At 64.7% G+C, this 23574-nt stretch carries 25 protein-coding genes; 18 read left to right on the top strand and 7 right to left on the bottom strand.

What is annotated here, in order from left to right; translation table 11 throughout:
* Positions 1 to 40 precede the first annotated feature (40 nt).
* The 12 genes from BRAO375_RS14690 to BRAO375_RS14635 all read left to right on the top strand — a co-directional run bounded on the left by BRAO375_RS14690 (position 41) and on the right by BRAO375_RS14635 (position 10968).
* The gene (locus BRAO375_RS14690; RefSeq protein ID WP_009028259.1) at positions 41 to 2029 is read left to right on the top strand and encodes a M3 family oligoendopeptidase; all 1989 of its coding nucleotides are present in this window, start codon (positions 41 to 43) and stop codon (positions 2027 to 2029) included.
* A gap of 69 nt (positions 2030 to 2098) precedes the next feature.
* Positions 2099 to 2362 (top strand): AbrB/MazE/SpoVT family DNA-binding domain-containing protein, encoded by a 264-nt coding sequence (locus BRAO375_RS14685; RefSeq protein ID WP_009028258.1) that lies wholly within the window; start codon positions 2099 to 2101, stop codon positions 2360 to 2362.
* Positions 2359 to 2745 (top strand): type II toxin-antitoxin system death-on-curing family toxin, encoded by a 387-nt coding sequence (locus tag BRAO375_RS14680; protein ID WP_064742412.1) that lies wholly within the window; start codon positions 2359 to 2361, stop codon positions 2743 to 2745. The genes BRAO375_RS14685 and BRAO375_RS14680 overlap by 4 nt, the downstream gene beginning before the upstream one ends.
* 106 nt (positions 2746 to 2851) lie before the next feature.
* Positions 2852 to 3004 carry an aa3-type cytochrome c oxidase subunit IV gene (locus BRAO375_RS14675; RefSeq protein ID WP_009028256.1) on the top strand — a complete coding sequence of 51 codons (153 nt, stop codon included), beginning with the start codon at positions 2852 to 2854 and terminating at the stop codon, positions 3002 to 3004.
* Between the two features lie 138 nt (positions 3005 to 3142).
* The gene (locus BRAO375_RS14670) at positions 3143 to 4270 is read left to right on the top strand and encodes a Re/Si-specific NAD(P)(+) transhydrogenase subunit alpha (protein ID WP_009028255.1); all 1128 of its coding nucleotides are present in this window, start codon (positions 3143 to 3145) and stop codon (positions 4268 to 4270) included.
* Between the two features lie 24 nt (positions 4271 to 4294).
* Entirely contained in the window at positions 4295 to 4612 is a 318-nt protein-coding gene (locus BRAO375_RS14665) for a proton-translocating transhydrogenase family protein (RefSeq protein WP_006612207.1), read from the top strand.
* A 58-nt stretch (positions 4613 to 4670) separates the two neighbouring features.
* The gene (locus tag BRAO375_RS14660; RefSeq protein ID WP_009028254.1) at positions 4671 to 6068 is read left to right on the top strand and encodes an NAD(P)(+) transhydrogenase (Re/Si-specific) subunit beta; all 1398 of its coding nucleotides are present in this window, start codon (positions 4671 to 4673) and stop codon (positions 6066 to 6068) included.
* A gap of 32 nt (positions 6069 to 6100) precedes the next feature.
* Entirely contained in the window at positions 6101 to 6901 is an 801-nt protein-coding gene (locus BRAO375_RS14655; RefSeq protein WP_009028253.1) for an alpha/beta hydrolase, read from the top strand.
* 94 nt (positions 6902 to 6995) lie between these two features.
* Positions 6996 to 8333, top strand: a complete 1338-nt coding sequence (locus BRAO375_RS14650; protein ID WP_035640364.1) for a sodium:proton antiporter — start codon at positions 6996 to 6998, stop codon at positions 8331 to 8333.
* Positions 8334 to 8448: 115 nt separating this feature from the next.
* A complete protein-coding gene (locus BRAO375_RS14645) occupies positions 8449 to 9546 on the top strand; it encodes a calcium:cation antiporter (RefSeq protein ID WP_009028251.1) in 1098 nt (365 codons plus the stop codon).
* Between the two features lie 15 nt (positions 9547 to 9561).
* On the top strand, positions 9562 to 9846 hold the full coding sequence (locus BRAO375_RS14640; protein ID WP_009028250.1) for a cupin domain-containing protein: 285 nt from the start codon (positions 9562 to 9564) through the stop codon (positions 9844 to 9846).
* A 240-nt stretch (positions 9847 to 10086) separates the two neighbouring features.
* Positions 10087 to 10968: a hypothetical protein gene (locus tag BRAO375_RS14635; RefSeq protein ID WP_009028249.1), complete on the top strand. Its 882-nt coding sequence runs from the start codon at positions 10087 to 10089 to the stop codon at positions 10966 to 10968.
* A gap of 211 nt (positions 10969 to 11179) precedes the next feature.
* On the opposite strand, the gene rpsU is transcribed toward BRAO375_RS14635, so the two are convergent.
* The 3 genes from rpsU to purE all read right to left on the bottom strand — a co-directional run bounded on the left by rpsU (position 11180) and on the right by purE (position 13244).
* Complete coding sequence (gene rpsU / locus BRAO375_RS14630) at positions 11180 to 11482, bottom strand: 30S ribosomal protein S21 (protein WP_009028248.1); 303 nt, start codon at positions 11480 to 11482, stop codon at positions 11180 to 11182.
* Positions 11483 to 11649: 167 nt separating this feature from the next.
* Entirely contained in the window at positions 11650 to 12759 is a 1110-nt protein-coding gene (locus tag BRAO375_RS14625; RefSeq protein WP_009028247.1) for a 5-(carboxyamino)imidazole ribonucleotide synthase, read from the bottom strand.
* Positions 12756 to 13244 (bottom strand): 5-(carboxyamino)imidazole ribonucleotide mutase, encoded by a 489-nt coding sequence (gene purE, locus BRAO375_RS14620; RefSeq protein WP_009028246.1) that lies wholly within the window; start codon positions 13242 to 13244, stop codon positions 12756 to 12758. Before purE ends, BRAO375_RS14625 begins: the two co-directional genes overlap by 4 nt.
* Positions 13245 to 13392: 148 nt before the next feature.
* Between purE and BRAO375_RS14615 the strand changes: the two genes are divergently transcribed.
* Positions 13393 to 14064 carry a GGDEF domain-containing protein gene (locus BRAO375_RS14615; protein WP_052536091.1) on the top strand — a complete coding sequence of 224 codons (672 nt, stop codon included), beginning with the start codon at positions 13393 to 13395 and terminating at the stop codon, positions 14062 to 14064.
* Between the two features lie 81 nt (positions 14065 to 14145).
* On the opposite strand, the gene BRAO375_RS14610 is transcribed toward BRAO375_RS14615, so the two are convergent.
* From BRAO375_RS14610 to BRAO375_RS14600, 3 genes are all read right to left on the bottom strand, one after another.
* Positions 14146 to 14397 (bottom strand): hypothetical protein, encoded by a 252-nt coding sequence (locus tag BRAO375_RS14610; RefSeq protein WP_009028244.1) that lies wholly within the window; start codon positions 14395 to 14397, stop codon positions 14146 to 14148.
* 80 nt (positions 14398 to 14477) lie between these two features.
* Positions 14478 to 14690, bottom strand: coding sequence for a hypothetical protein (locus tag BRAO375_RS14605; RefSeq protein WP_009028243.1), 213 nt, complete (start codon positions 14688 to 14690; stop codon positions 14478 to 14480).
* A gap of 140 nt (positions 14691 to 14830) precedes the next feature.
* The gene (locus BRAO375_RS14600; protein WP_009028242.1) at positions 14831 to 15037 is read right to left on the bottom strand and encodes a YdcH family protein; all 207 of its coding nucleotides are present in this window, start codon (positions 15035 to 15037) and stop codon (positions 14831 to 14833) included.
* A 292-nt stretch (positions 15038 to 15329) separates the two neighbouring features.
* Between BRAO375_RS14600 and BRAO375_RS14595 the strand changes: the two genes are divergently transcribed.
* Positions 15330 to 15515, top strand: a complete 186-nt coding sequence (locus BRAO375_RS14595) for a YdcH family protein (RefSeq protein WP_035640344.1) — start codon at positions 15330 to 15332, stop codon at positions 15513 to 15515.
* Between the two features lie 181 nt (positions 15516 to 15696).
* Here the strand turns inward: BRAO375_RS14595 and BRAO375_RS14590 are convergent, their stop codons facing one another.
* Positions 15697 to 16800 (bottom strand): NAD(P)/FAD-dependent oxidoreductase, encoded by a 1104-nt coding sequence (locus BRAO375_RS14590; RefSeq protein WP_009028240.1) that lies wholly within the window; start codon positions 16798 to 16800, stop codon positions 15697 to 15699.
* Between the two features lie 212 nt (positions 16801 to 17012).
* On the opposite strand from BRAO375_RS14590, the gene BRAO375_RS14585 reads away from it, so the two are divergent.
* The 4 genes from BRAO375_RS14585 (at position 17013) to BRAO375_RS14570 (ending at position 23533) form a co-directional block, all read left to right on the top strand.
* Complete coding sequence (locus tag BRAO375_RS14585) at positions 17013 to 19718, top strand: sensor domain-containing protein (protein ID WP_009028239.1); 2706 nt, start codon at positions 17013 to 17015, stop codon at positions 19716 to 19718.
* Between the two features lie 132 nt (positions 19719 to 19850).
* Positions 19851 to 21401: a glycerol-3-phosphate dehydrogenase gene (locus BRAO375_RS14580; protein ID WP_009028238.1), complete on the top strand. Its 1551-nt coding sequence runs from the start codon at positions 19851 to 19853 to the stop codon at positions 21399 to 21401.
* A 48-nt stretch (positions 21402 to 21449) separates the two neighbouring features.
* Positions 21450 to 22622 carry an ABC transporter ATP-binding protein gene (locus BRAO375_RS14575; protein ID WP_009028237.1) on the top strand — a complete coding sequence of 391 codons (1173 nt, stop codon included), beginning with the start codon at positions 21450 to 21452 and terminating at the stop codon, positions 22620 to 22622.
* On the top strand, positions 22619 to 23533 hold the full coding sequence (locus tag BRAO375_RS14570; protein WP_009028236.1) for an ABC transporter permease: 915 nt from the start codon (positions 22619 to 22621) through the stop codon (positions 23531 to 23533). Before BRAO375_RS14575 ends, BRAO375_RS14570 begins: the two co-directional genes overlap by 4 nt.
* Positions 23534 to 23574: the final 41 nt, after the last annotated feature.

The raw sequence follows: 23574 nt of genomic DNA, 5'->3' as shown, positions 1-23574 counted from the left end.
CTGATCGGGATAAACGTTCGAACAACAGGTTACCCATCCGATGACCTCGCGCGCCTCTTCCGCCCTTCGCAAGCCGACCAAAGCTGCTCCTCCCTCCAAAGCCGTCAAGGCCAAGCCAGCCAAGAAGGCGACGGCCAAGACGTCGAAGCCCGCCGCCGCCAAGTCGATGCGTGGCGCTGCGGCCAAATCGTCTGACAAGCCGGCGAAGAAGTCTGACAAGCCGGCGAAGAAGACAGTCGCGGCCAAGACGGCAATCGGGGCGCTGCCCGAATGGAATCTCGGCGATCTCTATATGGGCATCAACGCGCCGGAGATCGCTCACGATCTCGCGAAGATGGATGCCGAATGCGTCGCGTTTGAGACCGACTACAAGGGCAAGATCGCCGAGCATGTGGCGCGCGAAGATGGCGGCGAATGGCTCGCAGAAGCGGTGCGCCGTTACGAGGCGATCGACGATCTCGCCGGCCGGCTCGGCTCGTTCGCCGGGCTCGCGCACGCCGGCGACAGCGTCGATCCGGCGATCTCCAAATTCTACGGCGACATCTCCGAGCGGCTGACGGCCGCCTCAACGCATCTCCTGTTCTTTCCGCTCGAGCTCAACCGCATCGACGATGCGGTGATCGAGCGTGCGATGGAAACGCCGGCGCTCGGCCATTACCGGCCGTGGATCGAGGATCTGCGCAAGGACAAGCCGTATCAGCTCGAGGATCGGGTCGAGCAGCTGTTCCACGAGAAGTCGCAGACCGGCTATTCCGCCTGGAACCGGCTGTTCGACCAGACCATCGCAGGCCTGCGCTTCCAGGTGGGGGCTAAGGAGCTCGCGATCGAGCCGACCTTGAACTTCCTGCAGGACCGCGACGGCGCCAAGCGCAAGGCCGCGGCCGAGGCGCTGGCCAAGACTTTCAAAGCCAATGAGCGCACCTTCGCGCTGATCACCAACACGCTCGCCAAGGACAAGGACATTTCAGACCGCTGGCGCGGCTTCCAGGACGTCGCGGACTCGCGCCACCTCAACAACCGCGTCGAGCGCGAGGTCGTCGATGCGCTGGTCGCTTCGGTGCGAGCGGCCTATCCCAAATTGTCGCATCGCTACTACCAGCTCAAGGCGCGCTGGTTCAAAAAGAAGAAGCTCGCGCATTGGGACCGCAACGCGCCGCTGCCGTTTGCCGCCAACGCCACCATCGCCTGGCCGGAGGCCAAGAGCATGGTCTTGACGGCCTATCGCGGCTTCTCGCCCGAGATGGCCGACATCGCCCAGCGCTTCTTCGACCAGAGCTGGATCGATGCACCGGTGCGACCTGGCAAGGCGCCGGGCGCGTTCTCGCATCCGACCACGCCGTCGGCGCATCCCTATGTGCTGATGAACTATCAGGGCAAGCCGCGCGACGTGATGACGCTTGCCCATGAGCTCGGCCATGGCGTGCACCAGGTGCTGGCGGCCAAGAACGGCGCGCTGATGGCGCCGACGCCGCTGACGCTCGCCGAGACCGCGAGCGTGTTCGGCGAGATGCTCACCTTCAAGCGGCTGTTGTCTGAGACCCGCGATGCCAAGCAGCGCCAGGCGCTGCTCGCCGGCAAGGTCGAGGACATGATCAACACCGTGGTCCGGCAGATCGCGTTCTATTCCTTCGAGCGCGCGGTTCATACCGAGCGCAAGAACGGCGAGCTGACGGCCGAGCGCCTCGGCCAGCTCTGGCTGTCGGTGCAGACGGAAAGCCTCGGCGAGGCGATCGAGATCAAGCCGGGCTACGAGAACTTCTGGATGTACATCCCGCACTTCATCCATTCGCCGTTCTACGTCTACGCTTATGCCTTCGGCGACTGTCTGGTGAACTCGCTCTATGCCGTCTACGAGCACGCCGCCGACGGCTTCGCCGAGCGTTATCTCGCGATGCTCGCGGCCGGCGGCACCAAGCATTATTCCGAGCTCCTCAAGCCGTTCGGCCTGGATGCCAAGGATCCCAAGTTCTGGGACGGCGGCTTGTCGGTCATCGCTGGCATGATCGACGAGCTGGAGGCGATGGGGTAGGGGTGTAAAACATTTGTTGAACGGAACTGGTTCCTCTGTTATACTTTCTGTATAACGTAGGATACGGTCATGAACGAGAACCCGAAGGACATGAAGGCCGATGCCAGTGTCGTGCTGCAGGTTCGCAAGATCGGCAATTCCATCGGGCTGATTCTGCCGAAGGAGATCGTCGCTCGTTTGAATCTCAAAGAGGGCGACAAACTCTTCCCCGTTGAGCAGCCCGGGGGCGGTCTGATGCTGACGCCTCACGATCCGAATTTCGAAAAAGCGATGACGGTCGCCCGGCGCGGCATGAAGCGGTACCATAACGCGCTCGCCGAGCTGGCGAAGTGAGCGAGCCGTTCTGGCTCACCCGTCAGATGATCGTCGCGATCCATGATGAGCAGCTTGCAATTCATGGCGGAGCAAGTGGCCTGCGCGACGAAGGAATGCTTGAGTCCGCGCTGGACAGGCCGAGAAACAAATGGGCTTACGAAGGTGCGGAGCTTCCGGAGCTTGCAGCCGCCTACGCGTATGAAATCGCGCGTAATCATCCGTTCGTGGATGGCAACAAGCGCACCTCGCTGCTGGCGCTCTACACGTTTCTTGGCGTCAACGGTTTCGACTTCGATGTTCCGGAAGCGGAAGCTGCGGCAATGATCCTCGCCCTCGCCGCCGGCGAGGTCAGCGAGGCCAGCCTGACGCGCTGGATCCGCGATTATTGGCCGAGCCAATAAGGCGATCGGAAAAACCGATAAAACCGCCTTGCATGCCAGCCGTTGCCCTTGCATTGGCTTTGAGGTATGCGACCTTAACAAAGCATACTTACTCTGGGGGACCCCGATGGCAAACCATGGCGAGATCGCCTACTCGACGGCGGCCGGCAACGACTATCCGGCGCATGAGGCCACCTACGAAGGCTTCATCAAGCTGGTGAAGTACGGCACGATCGGCGTCGCGCTGATCGTCATCTTGATGGCTATTTTCCTCGTTTAATGTCGCACCGGGCCCGCCGGCATCCCGCCGGCGGGCCTTCAGCTGACTGCCGCAGCCGACCGCTGGACCGGCGTCATGCTGGAGCCCATGGACGTCCCGCCCTTTTAAGCTCGCGCGCGCATCCGCGCCGGAGGCCTCATGAAGATTGCCGTCGCCAAGGAAATCGACCCGTTGGAGCCGCGGGTCGCCGCCTCTCCCGACACGGTGAAGAAGTTCAAGGCGTTGGGTGCCGAGATCGCGGTCGAGCCCGGCGCCGGCATCAAGTCTGGCCTGCCGGATTCGGAGTTCACGGCGGCGGGCGCGACCGTGAGCGCCGACGCGCTCAAGGACGCCGACATCATCATCAAGGTGAAGCGGCCGGAGGCCTCGGAGCTCGCCAATTACCGTCGCGGCGCGCTGGTGTTCGCGATCATGGACCCCTATGGCAACGACGCCGCGCTGAAGGCGATGGCCGATGCCGGCATCGCGTCCTTTGCGATGGAGCTGATGCCGCGCATCACGCGCGCCCAGGTCATGGACGTGCTGTCGAGCCAAGCCAACCTCGCCGGCTACCGCGCCGTCATCGAGGGCGCCGAGGCGTTCGGCCGCGCCTTCCCGATGATGATGACCGCAGCCGGCACCGTGCCGGCGACCAAGGTCTTCGTGATGGGCGTCGGCGTCGCCGGCCTGCAGGCGATCGCGACCGCGCGCCGCCTCGGCGCCATCGTCTCGGCAACCGACGTGCGTCCCGCCACCAAGGAGCAGGTGGAAAGTCTCGGCGCCAAGTTCCTGGCCGTCGAGGACGAGGAGTTCAAGAACGCCCAGACTGCCGGCGGCTACGCCAAGGAAATGTCCAAGGAGTATCAGGCGAAGCAGGCGGCGCTCACCGCGGAACACATCAAGAAGCAGGACGTCATCATCACGACGGCGCTGATCCCCGGCCGTCCGGCGCCGCGTCTCGTCACCATGGAGATGGTGAAGTCGATGCGCCCCGGCTCGGTGCTGGTCGACCTCGCGGTCGAGCGCGGCGGCAATGTCGAAGGCGTCAAGCTGGGCGAGACCGTCGAGATCGACGGCGTCAAGATCATCGGTTTCCCGAATCTCGCCGGCCGCGTCGCCGCGTCGGCGTCGGGACTGTACGCCCGCAACCTGTTCTCCTTCATCGAGACGATGATCGATAAGAAGGAGAAGAAGCTCGCGGTGAACTGGGACGACGAGCTGGTCAAGGCCACGGCTTTGACAAAGGACGGCGCCATCGTCCACCCGAACTTTCAGCCGAAGGCCTAGTCGGAAGACACAAGGAGCAAAGCCATGGAACACGTCGTCCAAGCCGTCGACCCGTTCGTCTTCCGGCTCTCGATCTTCGTCCTCGCCGTCTTCGTCGGCTATTTCGTCGTGTGGTCGGTGACTCCCGCGCTGCATACGCCGCTGATGTCGGTGACCAACGCGATCTCCTCGGTGATCGTGGTCGGCGCGCTGCTCGCGGTCGGCGTGTCCATGGTGTCGAGCGGCAGCGGTCTGGCGCGGGCCTTCGGCTTCATCGCGCTGATCTTCGCCTGCGTGAACATCTTCGGCGGCTTCCTCGTCACCCAGCGCATGCTGGCGATGTACAAGAAGAAGTCCAAGTAACAACGCCGCATAACAACGCCGCGCGACGCGGGATGACAGGCACAACGGGGCATCTGCAATGAACGCCAATCTGTCGGCACTCCTTTATCTCGTGGCAGGTGTGCTGTTCATCCTGTCGCTCCGCGGGCTGTCGAGCCCCGCCACCAGCCGCCAGGGTAATTTCCTCGGCATGGCCGGCATGGCCATCGCGGTCCTGACGACGCTCGCCAGCCATCCGCCGGCGGATGCGGTCGCCTGGATCCTGGTGATCCTCGGCGTCGCGATCGGCGGCGGCATCGGCGCGGTCATCGCGCGCCGGGTGCCGATGACGGCGATGCCCGAACTCGTCGCCGCTTTCCACTCGCTGGTCGGCATGGCCGCGGTGCTGGTCGCCGCCGGCGCGTTCTTCGCGCCGGAAGCCTTCGACATCGGCACGCCCGGCAACATCCATCCGCAGAGCCTGGTCGAAATGTCGCTCGGCGTCGCCATCGGCGCGCTGACCTTCACCGGCTCGGTGATCGCCTTCCTCAAGCTGTCCGCGCGCATGAGCGGCGCGCCGATCATCCTGCCGGCGCGCCACCTCATCAACATCGGCCTCGCGGTCGCGCTGGTGTTCTTCGTCGTGCGCCTGGTGCTGACCGGCGGCGGCTTCGACTTCCTGATGGTCACGTTGCTGGCGCTCGCGCTCGGCGTGCTCATGATCATCCCGATCGGCGGCGCCGACATGCCGGTCGTGATCTCGATGCTGAACTCCTATTCGGGCTGGGCGGCGGCGGGCATCGGCTTCACGCTCGGCAACTCGGCGCTGATCATCACCGGCGCGCTGGTCGGCTCGTCAGGCGCGATCCTGTCCTACATCATGTGCCACGCGATGAACCGGTCCTTCATCTCGGTCATCCTCGGCGGCTTCGGCGGCGAGACCGCTGCTGCCGGCGGTGGCACGGGCGAGCAGAAGCCGGCCAAGCTCGGCTCGGCCGATGACGCCGCCTTCATCATGAAGAACGCCTCCAAGGTCATCATCGTCCCCGGCTACGGCATGGCGGTGGCCCAGGCCCAGCATGCGCTGCGCGAGTTGGCCGACACGTTGAAGAAGGAAGGCGTCGAGGTGAAGTACGCCATTCATCCGGTCGCCGGCCGCATGCCCGGCCACATGAACGTGCTGCTCGCCGAGGCCAACGTGCCCTATGACGAGGTGTTCGAGCTCGAGGACATCAACTCCGAGTTCGCGCAGACCGACGTCGCCTTCGTCATCGGTGCCAACGACGTCACCAACCCGGCGGCCGAAGAGGACAAGTCCTCGCCGATCTACGGCATGCCGGTGCTGCAGGTCTGGAAGGCCGGCACCGTGATGTTCATCAAGCGCTCGCTCGCCTCGGGCTATGCCGGCATCGACAATCCGCTGTTCTACCGCGACAACACGATGATGCTGCTCGGCGACGCCAAGAAGATGACCGAGAACATCGTCAAGGGCATGTAGCTGAGATCATCAGGAGCCATGGTGATCGGCACATGGCGGTCCTGAAATGGCTCCTGATCGTCCTGGTGGCAGTCTATGCCACCGTTCTTGCGGTTCTGTTCGTGCGGCAGCGCGCGATGCTGTTTCCGATCCCGCCGGTCGGCCGCACGGCGCCCGCTGCCGCCGGTTTTCCGCAAGCTGAAGAGCATGTGCTGACGTCGGCCGATGGCGAGAAGGTCATCGTCTGGCACGTGCCGGCGCAGCCCGGCCGCAAGGTGGTGCTGTATTTCCCTGGAAATGGCGATTTTCTTGCCGGCGTCGTCTCGCGCTTCGAGGCGTTGACGGCTGACGGCACGGGCCTCGTCGCTCTGTCCTACCGCGGCTATGCGGGCTCCACCGGCAGTCCGAGCGAGCAGGGTCTGCTTCAGGATGCCGCAGCCGCTTACGCATTCACGCGACAACGCTATGATGCAGAGCGCATCGTGGCGTGGGGCTTTTCACTGGGCAGCGGCGTGGCAACCGCGATTGCGGCGGAGCATCCGCTGGCGAAGCTGATCCTGGAAGCGCCGTACACGTCGACGGTCGACGTCGCTTCCGACATGCTCAAGGTGGTTCCTGCAAGTCTTCTGATGCTCGATCGCTTTCATTCCGATCAGCGTATTGCAAGAGTGCACGTGCCGCTCCTGATCATGCATGGCGCCAGGGATCCTGGGATTCCGATCCGCTTTGGGGAACGATTGTTCGCGCTTGCGCATGACCCTAAGCGCTTCGTGCGGTTTCCCGACGGCGGACATAATGACCTGGATCTTTTTGGTGCGACTGAGACAGCCAAGGAATTTATCGACGGCCGCTAGCGTCCGTGCGGCGCGATGGCCGGCGATGTGCGCCGCTCTGCTTGCTGCGTGTCTGCCGATGCAGGCGAATGCTGCCGAGCTCAATGGGGCGGCGCTGACTTGGCCCTTTGCGCTGCCATTCGCCGGACTGCTCCTGTCGATCGCCCTCGGGCCGCTGCTGTTCGCCAGCTTCTGGCATCATCACTACGGCAAGATCGCTGCAGGATGGACGCTGGTCACGCTGGCGGCGTTGACCTGGCAGGCCGGCCTCGGCACCGCGTTCGCTGCCGTCATCCACGCGCTGCTCGCCGAATATCTCAGCTTCATCGTGCTGCTGTTCGCGCTCTATACGGTGGCCGGCGGCATCCTGGTGACCGGTTCAATCAGAGGCACACCCGCGACCAACACCGCCATTCTGGCCCTCGGCACGATCATCGCGAGCGTCGTCGGAACCACCGGAGCGGCGATGATTCTCGTGCGGCCGCTCATCCGCGCCAATCTCGGCCGGCCGCACAATGTGCACGTGCTCGTCTTCTTCATAATCCTCGCCGCCAACGTCGGTGGTGCGCTGAGCCCGCTGGGCGATCCACCGCTGTTCGTTGGTTTTCTGCGCGGCGTCGACTTCTTCTGGACCACGCGCAATATCTGGCTGCAGACCGCGCTCGTCGCCGGATTGCTGCTCGTGCTGTTCGCCGCCATCGACTGGTGGCGCTTCCATCAGGAAAAGCCGGCGCCGCAGACGTCCGGAACGACCGAGCCGGTGCGGGTTCGTGGCCTGATCAATGTCGTGCTGATCACGGCGATCGTCACCAACACGCTGATCTCGGCAAACTGGAAGCCGGGCATGTCCTTCGACGTCGCGGGCACGCATCTCGAACTGCAGAACCTGGTCCGCGACGCGGTGCTGCTCGTCATCGCGGGCTTGTCGCTGTGGCTCACCCCGGACGAGCACCGCGAAGCCAACGGCTTCAATTGGGAGCCGATCCGCGAGGTCGCCAAACTGTTCGCCGCGATCTTCACGGCGATCGTCCCGGTCATCGCCATGTTGAATGCGGGTCATGACGGCTCGTTCGCCTGGCTCCTGAATGCCGTGACGGCGCCGTCGGGTGCGCCGCGCGAGGTGGCCTATTTCTGGTTCACCGGCCTGATGTCCGCCTTCCTCGACAATGCGCCGACCTATCTGCTGTTCTTCGAGCTCGCTGGCGGCGACCCAAAGGTGTTGATGAGCGAGCTCTCGGGCACGCTGGCCGCCATCTCGATGGGCGCGGTCTACATGGGCGCACTGACCTATATCGGCAACGCGCCGAACTTCATGGTCGCGGCGATCGCCAACGAGCGCGGCATCCAGATGCCGAGCTTCTTCGGCTACATGCTGCGGGCAGCCGCCGTCCTGATCCCGCTCTTCCTGCTGCTGACGGTGCTGCCGATCCACCCGCTGCTCAGCGCGCATTGATCCGGTCGAGGGCACGATTGTTGGTGGCGCCGGTTGAGAGCCGTCACGTCCGGACTGCGTGACGCGCGCTTTGCCATCGCGCATAGTCGGTTGGAATGGGTCAGGATCGCGAATCATGAGCGTCAAGGGCGCTACACCAGCATCGTCGGTGATTTTTCCCGGCCTTGCCGTCGCGCTGGTGGTTGGCGTCACGGCGTTGAATTACGATTTCACGCCGTCGGCCGGTGGACTGATCTTTGCCGCAGTGCTGCTGGTGGTTCTGTTCGGCACGGTGTTCGCGGCCGTTCATCACGCCGAGGTGATCGCGCATGAAATCGGCGAGCCGTTCGGCACGCTGCTCCTCACCCTGGCAGTGACGGTCATCGAGGTGGCGCTGATCGCCACCATCATGCTCGGCGACACTGCGGCGCCAGCTCTGGCCCGGGATACCGTGTTTGCGGTCGTGATGATCGTCTGCAACGGCCTGGTCGGCGTCTGCGTGTTCATCGGCAGCCTGCGCTACCGCGAGCAGGACGTTCTGGTCTCCGGCGCCAACCTGTATCTCAGCGTGCTGTTCACGATGGCGACGATTACGCTGGTGCTGCCGAACTATACGCTGACCGCGCCTGGACCGGTCTTTTCGGCGGCACAGCTGGCCTTCGTCAGCGTGGTCACGATCCTGCTTTATGCCATGTTTCTCTACGCCCAGACCACGCGGCACCGGGACTATTTCGTCGGCAGTGCGACAGGGTTCAGCGATGACGATGCCCGGCTGCCGCGCGCGAAGCTCGTTCTCAGCGTGGGGCTGCTGCTGGTGGCGCTGCTCGCGGTCGTGCTCCTTGCCAAGAAGTTCTCGCTGGTGGTCGATGCCGGCGTTGCGGCCACCGGTTCGCCTCCTGCCGTCGCCGGCGTGCTCGTGGCGCTGCTGATCCTTCTGCCGGAGAGCGTTGCCGCCATTTCGGCCGCCCGGGCCAACGATTTGCAGAAGAGCATCAACCTGGCGCTTGGCTCCTCACTCGCCACCATCGGGCTGACGATCCCTGCCGTGGCGGTCGCCGCCTATGCGCTCGACAAGCAGCTCGTGCTCGGGCTGGACGTCCAAGGCATGGTGCTGCTGGTCCTGACCTTCGTTCTGAGCATGCTGACCTTCGGCACCGGCAGGACGAACATCCTGTTCGGGCTGGTGCACATCGTCGTATTCGCGATATTCCTCTTCCTGCTCTTCGTGCCCTGATTGAGAGAGATCCGCATGCTCAACGCCCAGTCCGACGTCCAGGTCGATACGCCCGAGGTTCGCGTCACCGAATGGCGGCTGGCGCCGGGCAGCTCGACGGGGCGGCACGTCCACGGGATGGATTATGTGATCGTGCCCGTGACCGCCGGGGAGATGACGATCGTGGCGCCGTCGGGCGAGCGCTCCAAGGCGCAGCTCGCGGTCGGCAAATCCTATTTCCGGAAGGCCGGGGTCGAACACGATGTGCTGAACGAGACCGGTTCCGAGATCGTTTTCCTGGAAGTTGAGCTCAAGCCCTAACCATTTGTTTACCGGCATGCCGCTGATTGTGGTATCTTGAGCCGGTGATCCGGAAAGCTGCGGCGGCCTCCGAGCGGTCTCGGATTGCAGCACGGCTCCGGTTTCAAAGGCTTTCAGGAAAACAACTATTCGCCGCTCGCCTTGCGCGCATTTTGCACGGGATAAGAGCTGCGGAGAGTGGGGAATGGTCCCTTAATTGTGCCTCAAAGTTCCCGCAAATACCGCGCGGGAGTGGTCAGCATGCTGAAATATCTCACGAAGTTTGCTCTGGAGATCATCCCCTCGGTGCTCGCCACCATCATCGGGGCTTACATCGTCAACCACTACATCAATACCAAGCCAGACTCGCCCCCTTCGACGGTGGCGGCGGTGGCATCGGCTGCCTATGCCAAGCTGACTGGCGCCAAATCCGACCCCAAGGCTGAGACTCCCAAGGCCCTCGACAACGGCGGTAAGGCAGACGCCAAGGCTGAGGCGAAGCCGGCTGAGACGTCTGCCGAAATCACGAACATGCCCGCCCCCGGGATCAAGGCGAAGGGCGTTTCAGAGAAGTCGCTCTCCGAAAAGGCTGCCGAGAAGGCGGTCGAGGTGAAGCCAGCCGAGACGGCGAGCCTCCCGGCCGAGACTCCGCGCCATCCGGTGTCACCGCGAGAGAAGCTGATCGCGCGCGGCTCGCCTGCCGAGGCGCCGGAGGAGCGCCGTGACGCGGCCGATCTCGCCCGCGCTGCGATCGAGCGCCTGCGCGCGAGCGAGAGCAAGAGCGCCAGTGAGAGGACGACGGCCGAGAAGCCTGCCGACGTTGCGCGCGAAACGCCGCGCATCGTGACAGCGCCGCCGCAGGTGTCACCTGTGCGGCCGTTGCCGCCGCCGATCACGGTGTCGACGCCGGCTGACCCGAGCGTCGCTGCGGCTGGCGCACCCGGTGCCGCTCCATCCTACACCGGATCGCTGCAGCCCGATGGCCGCCCCACGCCGCCGGCTGAGATTCCGGCGCGTCAGTTGCGCCCGCTCGATCTGCGCGCCGAGAAGTCCGATTCGTCGATCAAGGACCAGATGTCCAGCGTGGCGCAGGATATGGTGTCGGCGGCCAAGTCGATGTTCCACTCGGTACTGCCGAAGTAGCCCGTTCCATCCCAAGTGATCACAATCGTTCAAGCGGCGGCCTCGGGCCGCCGCTTTTCTTTGCTGTTCGGGATCGGATCTGGGAGGAGTCCGGCTTGGGGCGGGCGGCGATCTCGGCGGCAGCTGGATGTGTCCAGAGCGGTCCTTCAAACGCCAAAAAGCGCGAGCCATTGGCCCGCGCCTTCAAATGTCTTCAGTGAATCGGATCAGATCAGCGCGGCGCGCCAGGGCGGGGGCCTGCGCCCGGACCACGGCCTGCGCCACGGTCACCACCGGCACCAGCGCCGAACACCGGCTTCGGCTTCATCGGCAGCAGACCTTCACGCTGCAGCTTCTTGCGGGCCAGCTTGCGCGCGCGGCGCACCGCTTCGGCCTTCTCGCGGGCTTTCTTCTCGGAGGGCTTCTCGTAATGGCCGCGGAGCTTCATCTCGCGGAAAATACCCTCGCGCTGCATCTTCTTCTTGAGCGCCTTGAGGGCTTGATCGACATTGTTATCGCGAACGAGAACCTGCACGCGGCATCCTCTTTCTCAGTCTATCGGTTTGAAATCGGCTGAAAGTCAGGGCCGGCAAATGGCCTCGCCCTTAACCTTGAGGGCGCCCGTGTATCAGACAAGCGCAACCCTGTCCACCCGCTGATGGGCTCTTGGCGGCAAGTTTAACGTCTTGGACGTGGTATATTTCAACGCATCCGGGGCGGGAGCGGCGACACCTGCGTTACGTGTCCCATCTTGCGGCCGGGGCGCGGCGCGCCCTTGCCGTAGAGATGCACGGTCGCTCCGGGAACCGTCAGCCACTCCTCGTAGCTGTTGATCTCGTCGCCGATCAGGTTGGTCATCGTGACGTGCCCGTGGCGCAGCGGCTTGCCGAGCGGCCAGCCGGCGATCGCCCGAATGTGCTGCTCGAATTGCGAGATCGACGCGCCGTCGAGGGTCCAATGGCCAGAATTGTGCACCCGGGGCGCAATCTCGTTGACCAGCACGCCGGGGTTGGGGCCAGCGGTGACGACGAACATCTCCACCGCGAGCACCCCGACATAGTCGAGTGCCGTCGCAATCCGGCTCGCAATATCGCGGGCCTCGTCAGCGAGCGCGTCCGGAATGGCCGCGGGCGCCCGCGACACCTTCAGAATGTGATCGCGATGCTCGTTCTCGGTGACGTCGAAGCACTCGACCTGGCCGTCGGCGGCACGGGCCGCAACCACCGAGATCTCGCGCTCGAACGGGACGAATGCCTCGAGGATCGCCGATTTGGTGCCGAGCTCGGCCCAGATCCGTTCGAGGTCGTCGCCTGGGCGGATCTTCACCTGGCCCTTGCCGTCATAGCCGAAGCGGCGGGTTTTCAGCACGGCCGGCAGGCCGATGCGCAGGATGGCCTCCCGCAGCGTTCCGACCGACGAGACGTCGGCGTAGTTGGCGGTGCGGATGCCGAGCGAGGTGACGAAGTCCTTCTCGGTCAGCCGATCCTGGGTGGTCTCCAGCGCCGAGCGGCTCGGCAACACCGGACGCCGCGCAGCCAGCACCATGGCCGCGGCCGATGGGACGTTCTCGAACTCGTAGGTGACGACATCAACGTCGTTGGCGAACAGCTCCAGGGCCTCGACGTCGGCGTATTCGGCGCAGGTGGCGTTCAGGACCACGTCGAAGGCCGGCGAGTCGGGATCGGGCGAGAACACCTGGCAGCGCAGTCCGAGGCGCGCCGCTGCGAGCGCCAGCATGCGGCCGAGCTGGCCACCGCCCAGAATGCCGATGGTGTCGCCGGGCTTGAGCTTCACCCGATGGGAGCCGGTCACGCCGCGCCCTCCGGACGTTCGGCAATCGCGTTGGTCTGCGACTGCCGCCACGCCGAGAGGCGCTCGGCCAGCGCCGGGTCCGACAGCGCCAGGACGCTTGCCGCCAGCAGCGCCGCATTGATGGCGCCGGATTTGCCGATTGCGAGCGTGCCGACGGGAATACCGGCCGGCATCTGAACGATCGAATACAGCGAGTCGATCCCTGACAAGGCCTTGGACTCGACGGGCACGCCGAACACGGGCAGCTCGGTCAGAGACGCCGTCATGCCCGGAAGATGGGCTGCGCCGCCCGCGCCAGCGATCACGACCCTGAAGCCGGCGGCCTTGGCGCCCTTGGCGAAGGCATACAGCCGATCCGGGGTGCGGTGGGCCGAGACGATGCGAGCGTCATAGCTGACGCCGAGCGCAGTGAGTGTCTCGGCGGCGTGACGCATGGTATCCCAGTCCGACTGGCTTCCCATGATGATGGCGATCGGGGCGGTCATGACCTCAATTCTTCTCGGGAATCCATCAGCATGGGCCGGAGTATAGGATCGGTCCCGACAGCGGCAAGCCATGGCATGGAGGTCCGAATGGACTATCCTGTCTTGGTTAAACCCGGCAAGTCCAAACCTCTGCGCGGCAGGAAATCGGATGAAAAAGAGGCGGATGAAGACGGCGGGACCAGCGGCGAAACGCGGAACCCGCTACCGTCCGAGGGCGCTCCGCGCTGGAAGGGCCCCGCGGCCGGGTTCCGCGCCGGCCGGTGCCCGGCAGACGATCCGGCGCCTCAAGGCCGAGCTGGCGGCAGCCCAGTTGCGCATCGAGGAGCTGACGGCCACGGCCGAGCGCGATTTCCTGCTCGACATCTTCAACCGGCGCGGTTTCGCGCGCGAACTGCACCGCTCGATCGCGTTCATCAAACGCTACGATGCCACCGGCGCCCTGGTCGTGCTCGACGTGGACCGGCTGAAGCCGATCAACGACACGTTCGGCCATGCCGCCGGCGATGAGGTCCTCAAGGCCGTCGCGCGCGTCCTCAGCGAGGAGGTTCGCTCCTCCGATGTCATCGGGCGGCTCGGCGGCGACGAGTTCGGCGTGTTGCTGTGGCACCTCAGCGAGACCGATGCACGCGTCAAGGCGGCCGCGCTGGAGGAGGCCATCGACAGGCTGAGCTTCACCTTCGGCGATCAGACCGTGCGCGCAGGCGCATCCGCGGGAGTTGCGCTGCTGGACAAGCGCGTCAATCCGGTGCGTGCGCTCGAGGAGGCCGATCGTGCGATGTACATCCGAAAGGCGCAGCGCCGTCACGAGAGCCGTCATTGATGGACGACGGCTCGCCGTAACCATTCAGGGGGGCAGCGACCAGTCTCTTCTCCGCCCATCACGTCTCGCAGCCGAGGCAGATCACAATTCGCCGAGATCGTCGGGCAACGCTCCGAATTTGTGGAGGAGCTGCGCGTCGCTGAACTCGCCGACGAGCGGATCGCCGCTGCGGCTGAAGGCGATGGCGCCGATATTGTCCGGCAGGCGCGACATCGCCTCAGCGCGACGCAACGCAGCGGCCGAGCTCTGGCACTCCTCGGCGGCTCCCGCGATCAGCGTGCCCAGCTCGTCTCGCCGGAAAGGCATGGCAACGTAGTAGGTGACGTCGGGCATTGCACGCTCCTCCTTGCGATGGTCGAGGCTGTCAGCAAGTGCTGGTCGCGATCTTCGACGTGTCCCAAAGCTCGTCCTGCCTATGCGGCGTTGCTCTGAGCGTCATCTGAGGCCGTGTTCGGCATGCATCCGCAGGAGATCGCGGCGCGCAGCTCTTGCAGCTCCAGCTCGAGATACTCGTTGGCCATGATCAGGGCCTTGATGGTGGACCGCAGATTGCCGTCGCACATGGCAATGGCCTGATCGCAAGCCTGTTCGTAAAGGCGGTCGTGCGGAGAAAAGGTGGTGGGCATCAGAACCATCCTTGGAGCGTTTGCGGGCGCAAATGAATGGTTCGGATTGTTCTTGTTTTGTTCCGTTTTGTCAATATCACTTCTGGCGCAGGTCGCTTCCAGTCCGCACGAATGAACGACAGGGTCGCTGACCCGCCGGGTCAGGCGATGATGTCGGGCGTAATCTGGTCTTCGATGAAGGCGATCCGATCGCGTAGCAGAAGCTTCCGCTTCTTCAGCCGTTGCAGCCGCAACAAATCGGGGGCGGGCGATTGATGCAAAGCGTCAATCGCCGCGTCGAGGTCGCGGTGCTCCTGCTGCAGGCGCGCGAGTTCGGCCTGCAGTTCGCGCTCGTCTTGGTCAGCCATGATCTATGATAGCAAAAAAGCGGAAGGAAGTGGAAAGCCCAGCGAAAGGCAGGCGCAAGTATTGCGCTTGCGAAGCTGCCGACGCAAGTCGGCAACGTTCCGATCTCTGCGGCTGTCCCGTGAATTTCAGGTTTGCGCCGGTTTTAGATTCCTCCGCATCCGCTCACGCTTCGTTACGTAAGGCGCTCAAATTTGCATGTGCGGTCTTTTGGCCCCATCGACAGGTCAAGCGACTTGTGTACACTCCATGGCCCTGGTCGAATCTCAGGTTCACCTACCAAGGAGGTTTCGAATGGCCATTCAGGCGCATCTCGTTGAACTGGAGCGTAAGCATAAAGTTCTTGAAAACGAATTGCATGAAGCTCTCCTACACCCATCCACCGACGATCTGCGCATTGCCGAACTGAAACGACGGAAGTTGATGGTGAAGGATGAGATCGAGCGCTTGAGACAGGCCACCACTGAAACGCTTCACTGACATGTGACTACAACAGACGTCACAACGGAACATCAGATTGCGCGCTGGGATGTGGATCACTCCATCCCAGGCGCAACTCTCCCGGAGCGTCGCGAGTGAAACCCCGCGTGCTCCATTGCGACTTGCAGGTGCGGGGGTATCGAGACCGCGCTCGCATTCGAACTCGTTAGTTGCCGCCGCATCAGGTGCCGCTGAGCTCACCGACATGGGCGGCGATCGCCAGCGATGATGTCAGGCCCGGCGATTCGATTCCGAACAGATTGATGAGGCCATCCACGCCGTGATCACGCGGGCTCTGGATGACGAAGTCCTGCGATGCCACCGCGGGAGGGACGATCTTGGGGCGAATGCCCGAGTAGCTCGGCATCAACGCACCGTCGGGCAGCGTCGGCCAGTATTTGCGAATGGCAGGGTAGAAGCGTTCGGCGCGGGTGGGATCGACGGCGTAGTCGATCGCATCGATCCACTCGACGTCGGGGCCAAAGCGGGCCTGGCCCGCCATGTCGAGTGTCAGGTGAACACCGAGCCCGCCGGGTTCCGGCACGGGATAGATCAGCCGGCTGAACGGCGCCTTGGCGCTGCAGCTGAAGTAATTGCCCTTGGCAAGATAGGCGGTCGGCACCAGCTGCGGTGGCATGCCGTCGATCAGGCTTGCCACCGCCGGAGCGTTCAGGCCGGCGGCGTTGACCAGAAGCCGGCAGGACAGCGTCATCGGCTGCTCGCCGCCGGCATCGAGTTCGATGATACCGTCTGCAGCCTTGGCGCGCAGCAGCGGGGTATGGAAAGCGAAGGCTCCGCCCGCATCCTCGATCTCGCCGCGCAGCGACAGCATGAAGGCGTGGCTGTCGAGGATCCCGGTGGACGGCGACAGCAGCGCTGCCTCGCAGGCAAGGGCAGGCTCCATCGTCCGGGCCTCGGAACCGGTCAGGAGCCGCATGCCTTCGACGCCGTTCGCCTCGGCATGGGCGCGGATGCCCTGCAGCTTTTCGGTTTCGGCCGGGCTGGTCGCCACGATCAGCTTGCCGCAATTGCGGTAGGGCACGCCATGCTCGTCGCAATAGCGGTACAGCATGCGCTTGCCGGTCACACAGAACCGGGCCATCAGGCTGCCGGCCTTGTAATAGATCCCGGCGTGGATCACTTCGCTGTTGCGAGATGACGTCACCGTGCCGATGTCCTCGGCGGCCTCGAGCACGATGACCTCCCGGCCCGCTGTGGCCAGCTGGCGGGCGATCGCCAGCCCCACGACGCCGGCGCCGACGACGACGCAATCCACTCTATCCATTCGCGTTTCCGAGATGATTCCGAGAAGTCATGGGTTGTTGCAATCCCCGGTGGGCGGGGTCCCGATCCAAAGCATGTCCTTGCTTAGCAAACCATTCATCATAGAACGGCATCGCCGGGATTTGCTTCGTGTTTTTCGAAGTTTGTGGAAACCGTTTACCCGATCCCAACCCCTCGAGCCAGAAGATGCCATCCGAATACCGCGGGTGATTGATGGCTGGCAACTTTTGGCAGGCGAGCGACCGGAACGCGTTTCGTGCGCGCGGCGTTGCGGCCTCGATGGCCGCCATGGCCCTGCTGACGGCTGCGTTGTCGACGCCGGCCTGGGCTGCGCCTGATCTATCGCCGTCCAGCTTCTTCGGCTCGGTGGAGCCGGACGTGCTGTGGAAGGTCGTGATCGGCGGCATCGTCGTCTGCGCCTTCCTGGCTTCGGTTCTGATTTGGATCCATCAAGCACTGCGTCGCACCAAGCGCGCCCAATTGCGACGCAACGCCTTCATCAGCTCCGCCCTCAACAATCTGAGCCAGGGCCTGATGATGACCGACGCCAGCCATCGCGTCGTCTTCTACAACCGTCGATTTCTCGAGATCTATGGCATGAGCCGGACGGACATTCCGCCCGGCTGCACGGGGCGCGAGCTGGTCGAGCTCCGCCGCCAGCGCGGCCTGCTCAAGCTCACCGTCGAGGACTATGCCCGCCAGGCCCGCGAGCCCGACGGGTGCCTGACCGAGCACCCGGACGGCCGTGCGATACGCGCCAAGATCTTCCGGCTTCCGACCGGCGGATCGATCGGCATCCACGAGGATTGCACGGTCGAGCGCCGGCTGGAGCGTGAGCTCGCCGCCACCAAGCAGTTCCTGGAATCGGTGGTCGACCAGGTTCCGGTCTGCGTCGCGGCCAAGAATATCGACGACGGCCGCTACATCTTCGCCAACCGGGCGTTCGAGCAGTTCGCGCAGATGCCGCGCGAGCGGATCATCGGCAAGCGCCCGAGCGACCTGTTCGGCGACGAGACCGCCGCCAATATCACGGCCGCCGATCGCGCGGCGATGCAAGCGCCCGGCACCACCTTTCGCAGCGAACTCGTGGTCCAGCGCGGCGACGACAAGCGAATCCTGGAAGCCCACCGGGTGGTCGCGCGCAATGAGAAGAACGAACCTCAGTTTCTCATCGCACTGTTCGACGATGCAACCGAGCGGCGCTCGCTCGGGCTCGAGCTCGAGAACACCAAGAAGTTCCTGGAACTCGTGGTCGACAACATCCCGGTGTCGTTGATCGTCGAAAGCGCCAAGGACGGCCGCTATCTGCTCGCCAACCGCAGCGCAGAGGTCATTCTCAACCGCAAGCGCGAGGATGCGACGGGCCTGACGGCCGCCGACATCTTCAACCCGCGTGAAGCCAGGCTGATCATTGCGCGCGACGAGGCCGCTATCAAGAAGCGCAGCCTCATGACGGAGGAGCATCCGATCTCGACGAAGGACGGGCTGCGCTTGTTCCTGACCCGGCGGGTGACGGTGCTCGGCGACGGCAGCGAGCCGCAATATCTGATCAAGACCTATGAGGACGTGACCGACCGCCGCCAGACCGAATCGCGGATGGCGCATATGGCCTATCATGACGGCCTCACCGACCTGCCGAACCGCGCCGCGTTCCTGCAGGCGCTGAGCCAGATGATCGAGGCGTGTCGGGACTCCGACGAGGAATTCGCTGTCCTGAACGTCGACCTCAAGGCCCTGAAGGATGTCAACGACGTCTTCGGCCATGCCATCGGTGACAAGCTCTTGATCGAGGTCGCCCGCCGTATTCACGCCGTGGCCCGCGGCGGCGTCGTGGCGCGTCTGTCCGGAGACGAGTTCGGGCTGATCATCGACGGCAAGCAGCCCGAGGCGGGCAGGGCGCTGGCTGAACAGCTGGCGGAGGCGATCGCCGTCGAGTTCCAGATCGAAGGCAAGTCGATCCGCACCGCGCTCACCACCGGCATCTCGGTGTTTCCCCACAACGGCTCGGACCCGGCTTCGCTGCTCGCCAATGCCGGTGCCGCTTTGTTCCGCGCCAAGGCCAAGGCGCGCGGCAGCATCACCTTCTACGAGCCCGAGATGGACCAGCAGATCCGCGATCGCCGGGTGCTGCACCAGGAGCTCTCGGTTGCGATCAAGCATGGCGAGCTGTCGCTGTACTTCCAGCCGCAGGCGAGCTCCGGCCGCACCGTCGATGCCAGCGAGATCATCGGCTTCGAGGCGCTGGCGCGATGGCAGCATCCGGTCCGCGGCTTCGTGCCGCCGAGCGACTTCATTCCGCTCGCCGAGGAGAGCGGCCTGATCGTCGAGATGGGCGAGTGGATCCTGCGCGAGGCCTGCCGCGAGGCGGCGTCATGGCCGAAGCCGCTGCAGGTCGCCGTCAACCTCTCGCCTGCCCAGTTCGTGCACGGTGATCTCGTCGGCCTGGTTCATTCGATCCTGCTCGAGACCGGGCTGTCGCCGGGTCGGCTCGAGCTCGAGATCACCGAGGGCGTGCTGATCGAGGATTTCGATCGCGGCGTCTCGCTGCTGCGTCGGCTGAAGGCGCTCGGCGTCCGCGTCTCGATGGATGATTTCGGCAGCGGCTACTCGTCGCTCAGCTATCTGCAGGCGTTCCCGTTCGACAAGATCAAGATCGACCGCGCCTTTGTCATGAATCTCGGCCGCAACCCGCAGTCGGCAGCGATCATTCGTGCGGTCATCGGTCTCGGCCACGGCATGAACATGTCGATTGTGGCCGAAGGCGTCGAGACGCCCGAGCAGCTCGGCTTCCTGGCCGAGCAGGGCTGCGACTCGGTCCAGGGTTATCTGCTCGGCAAGCCGCTGCCGATCGACAAATATGACGGCGTCGTCGGCCGTGCTCACGACGATGTCGTGGAGACTGTGCGCAAGACGGGTTGACCGTAGGATTGCGGTCAGAGGCTGGCGCGCAACAGCGCGGAATTATCCGCCGACCATCCGACTCGCCGGCTACGAGAATCATCAGCAGAGGTCTACGATCGAACGTCCTGACACGCTCGAAGACTTTTGCGCATGGCGGACTACGATCTCGCGATCATCGGTGGAGGTCTGAACGGCGCGAGCCTGGCGCGCGATGCGGCTGGTCGCGGCCTGCGCGTGATCCTGCTCGAGCAGGGCGATCTCGGCCATGCCGCCTCCTCGGCGACATCCCGGCTGGTGCATGGCGATCTCGCCGCGCTTGAGCGACGGAGCTTGTTGCGCGTGCGCAGATCGCTCGCCGAGCGCGACACCTGGCTCATGATTGCGCCGCATCTGGTGCGTCCGGTCCGCTTCGCGATTCCCGCCCACGCCAACGAGCGTCCGCACTGGCAATTGCGGACGGGACTCTGGTTCTACGACAAGCTTGCGGCACGCAAGCGGTTGCCGGCTGCGACGACGCTCGACGTGACGCATCATCCGATCGGCGACGCGCTGAAGCGTCCGATCGGCACGGCGTTCGAATATTCCGACTGCGTTGTCGACGATTCCCGCCTGGTGGTGCTGACAGCGCTCGATGCCGCCGAGCATGGCGCAGCCATCAAGACCGGCGCCCGCTGCATCCGTGCGGACCGCGACCGCATCTGGCGCCTGGCGATCATTGATCGTGGCCACCGTCGCATCGTCACCGCCGGCGCGCTCGCCAACGCCACGGGGGCGTGGAGCGTCTCGACCGCGGAGACGGTGCTGCGCCAACCGCCCTTGCGCGTTACCGCAAGACAGGTCAACCAGATCGTGGTGCCCCGGCTGTTCGAGGTCGACGCTGTCTACGTATTTCAGAATTCGGACGGTCGGCTGATCTTCGCCCAACCTTATGCCAATGATTTTACCCTGATCGGCACCGTCGCTCACGGCTTCAAGGGCGATCCGGCCGTGGTCACCATGCCGGCGGCTGACGTGACCTATCTGTGCAAGGCGGCCAACCGTTACTTCCGCTCGGACATCCAGCCGGCGGATGTCGTCAGAACCGTCTCCGGCGCCAACATGATGGTGCTGCGCGGCGATGAGGGCGGGCGGCTCGAGACCGTGGTCCATCTTGATGCCAGCCGCACCAAGGCGCCGCTTCTGACCATGTGCGGCGGCGATGTGACCACCGTTCGAAGCCGCGCCGAGCAGGCCATCTCGAGGCTCGCCCGATTCCTTCCGATGTCGCCGCGCTGGACCGCGGGAGCGCCTTTGCCGGGCGGCGATTTCGATTGGGAGCGTTTCGAGGACCTCGTCGACGACGCCGGGGATCGCTGGCGTTTCCTTGGCGAGGCCGAGGCACGCCGCCTGGTCGCCGCCTACGGCACCCGGCTGAGCGAGATTCTCGGTGAGGCCAGGAGCCGGTCGGATCTCGGCCAGGCCTTCGGCGCGCAGCTGACGGAGGCCGAGCTTCGCTATCTGATGACCAAGGAATGGGCGCGGTTCCCCGAGGACGTGCTGTGGCGGCGAACCAAGCTCGGCCTGACCCTGTCGGCCGCGGAGCGCGACGCGCTGGCTGCGTTCATGGCGCGGGTGACCAACGCGGGGACCACTGTCGTCCCGCGCGACGAGGACGGGGATAGTCCACCGCGTGCGGTTGAGCTGCAGTCGATCGGCGGCTAGCTTGCCCTCGCCGTGCCGTTCGGGCCGGCGGGGTGAACTGACCGGATCATGGCTGACGACATCGCGACTTCAGAGCCTGCCTCCGAGCCGGCGCCACCTTCCTCACCGGAGCCGCGCCCCGATCCCCAGCCGCCGATCCTGCGGATCGAAAACGTCGTCAAGACCTTCGGCAGCTTCCGCGCCGTCGATGGCGTCTCGCTCGACATCCGCGCCGGCGAGTTCTTCGCGCTGCTTGGGCCGAGCGGCTGCGGCAAGACCACGCTGTTGCGCATGCTGGCCGGCTTTGAGACACCGGACGACGGGCGCATCCTGCTGTCCGGCGAGGACATCGCGCAGATGCTGCCGCATCAGCGCCCGGTCAACATGATGTTCCAGAACTACGCGCTGTTCCCGCATCTCAACGTGCGCGACAACATCGCGTTCGGCCTGAAGCGCGCCGGCATGCCGCGCGCCGAGATCGCCACGCGCGTGGCCGAGATGGTGGCGCTGGTCCGGCTCGAGGGGCTTGAGAAGCGCAAGCCCGATCAGCTCTCGGGCGGCCAGAAGCAGCGCGTCGCGCTGGCGCGCTCGCTGGCGCGGCGGCCGAAGGTGCTGCTGCTCGACGAGCCGATGGCCGCGCTCGACAAGAAGCTGCGCGAAAGCACGCAGTTCGAGCTGATGGAGCTGCAGCGCAGGCTCGGCATGACCTTCATCATCGTCACCCACGACCAGGAAGAGGCGATGACGGTGGCCACCCGGATCGGCGTGATGAACGCTGGCAGGCTCGAACAGGTCGCCGTGCCGCGGCGTCTCTATGAGGAGCCGGCCTCGCGCTGGGTCGCGGAGTTCGTCGGCGACATCAATCTGTTTGAGGGCGAGGTGACGGCGCGGGAGCCCCTTCGGCTCCGGGTGACCACCGCACACACCGGCGAGCTGATTGCGGCTCAGCCGGTCACGCCGGTCAGCGCGAGCAAGGTGGCGGTCGCGATCCGGCCCGAGAAGGTCCGGCTTGCGCTCCGCCGCCCGGCTGCCGACGCCGCCGGCATCAATTGCGTGCAAGGGGCGATCTCCGATGCCAGCTATCTCGGCGGCAAGACCGTCTACAAGATCAGGCTCGATGGCGGCGCGGTTCTTCACGCCTCGCAAGCCAACACCGCGCGGCTCGATGCCGATGGCTACGGGCTGAATCAGCGCGTCGTCGCCTGGTTCACGCCTGACGATTGCGTGGTGCTGGAGCGATGAGCGCGCGCCGCATCTTCTCGCGCCCGGCGCGCTTCGCCGCGATCGCGCCTTATATCTGGATGGTGCTGTTCTTCCTGGTGCCGTTCGCCTTCGTCCTCAAGATCAGCCTCTCTCAGACGGCGATCGCGCAGCCGCCTTACACGCCGGTGTTCTCGCTGGCGGATGGATTGTCGTCGCTCCGCGAGGCGTTGGCCGCACTGTCGCTCGACAATTTCCGCCTGCTGCTGTCGGACGACCTCTATCTCGCCTCCTATCTGCGCAGCGTCGTCGTCGCGCTGACGTCGACGGCGATCCTGCTGCTGATCGGCTATCCAATCGCCTATGGCATGGCGCGGCTGCCCAAGCGTTGGCAAGGCATCGCGATGATGCTGGTCATCGTGCCGTTCTGGACCTCGTTCCTGATCCGCATCTATGCCTGGGTAAACATCCTTCAGCATGACGGCCTCTTGAACAAGATCCTGCTCGCGCTGCACATCGTGTCTGCGCCGGTCGTGTGGCTGTCGACCGACAGCGCGATGTATGTCGGCATCGTCTACTCCTATCTGCCGTTCATGATCCTGCCGCTGTTCGCGACGCTCACCAAGCTGGAGCCGGCGCTGGAGGAGGCCGCCGCCGATCTCGGCGCGACGCCGCGCGAGACGTTCTGGCTGGTGATGTTTCCGCTGTCGCTGCCCGGCGTCGGCGCCGGCGCGCTGTTATGCTTCATCCCGATCGTCGGCGAGTTCGTCATCCCCGATCTCCTCGCCGGCTCGAAGTCGCTGATGATCGGCCAGACCCTCTGGCTGGAGTTCTTCACCAACAAGGACTGGCCGGTCGCCTCCAGCATCGCCGTGGTCCTCCTCGCCGTTCTGCTGCTGCCGCTCCTGCTCTACGACCGCCTGCAACGCCGCCAGTTGGAGGAGGGCAGGTGATGGCTGGCTCGCTCTTGACGCTTGCTCCGCTGCCCACCCTC

Origin of the sequence: Bradyrhizobium sp. ORS 375, from assembly GCF_000239775.1 — a bacterium.
Classification (GTDB): domain Bacteria; phylum Pseudomonadota; class Alphaproteobacteria; order Rhizobiales; family Xanthobacteraceae; genus Bradyrhizobium.
Note: the sequence above shows the minus strand (reverse complement) of the source record. Positions and strands in the feature narration are given on the sequence as shown.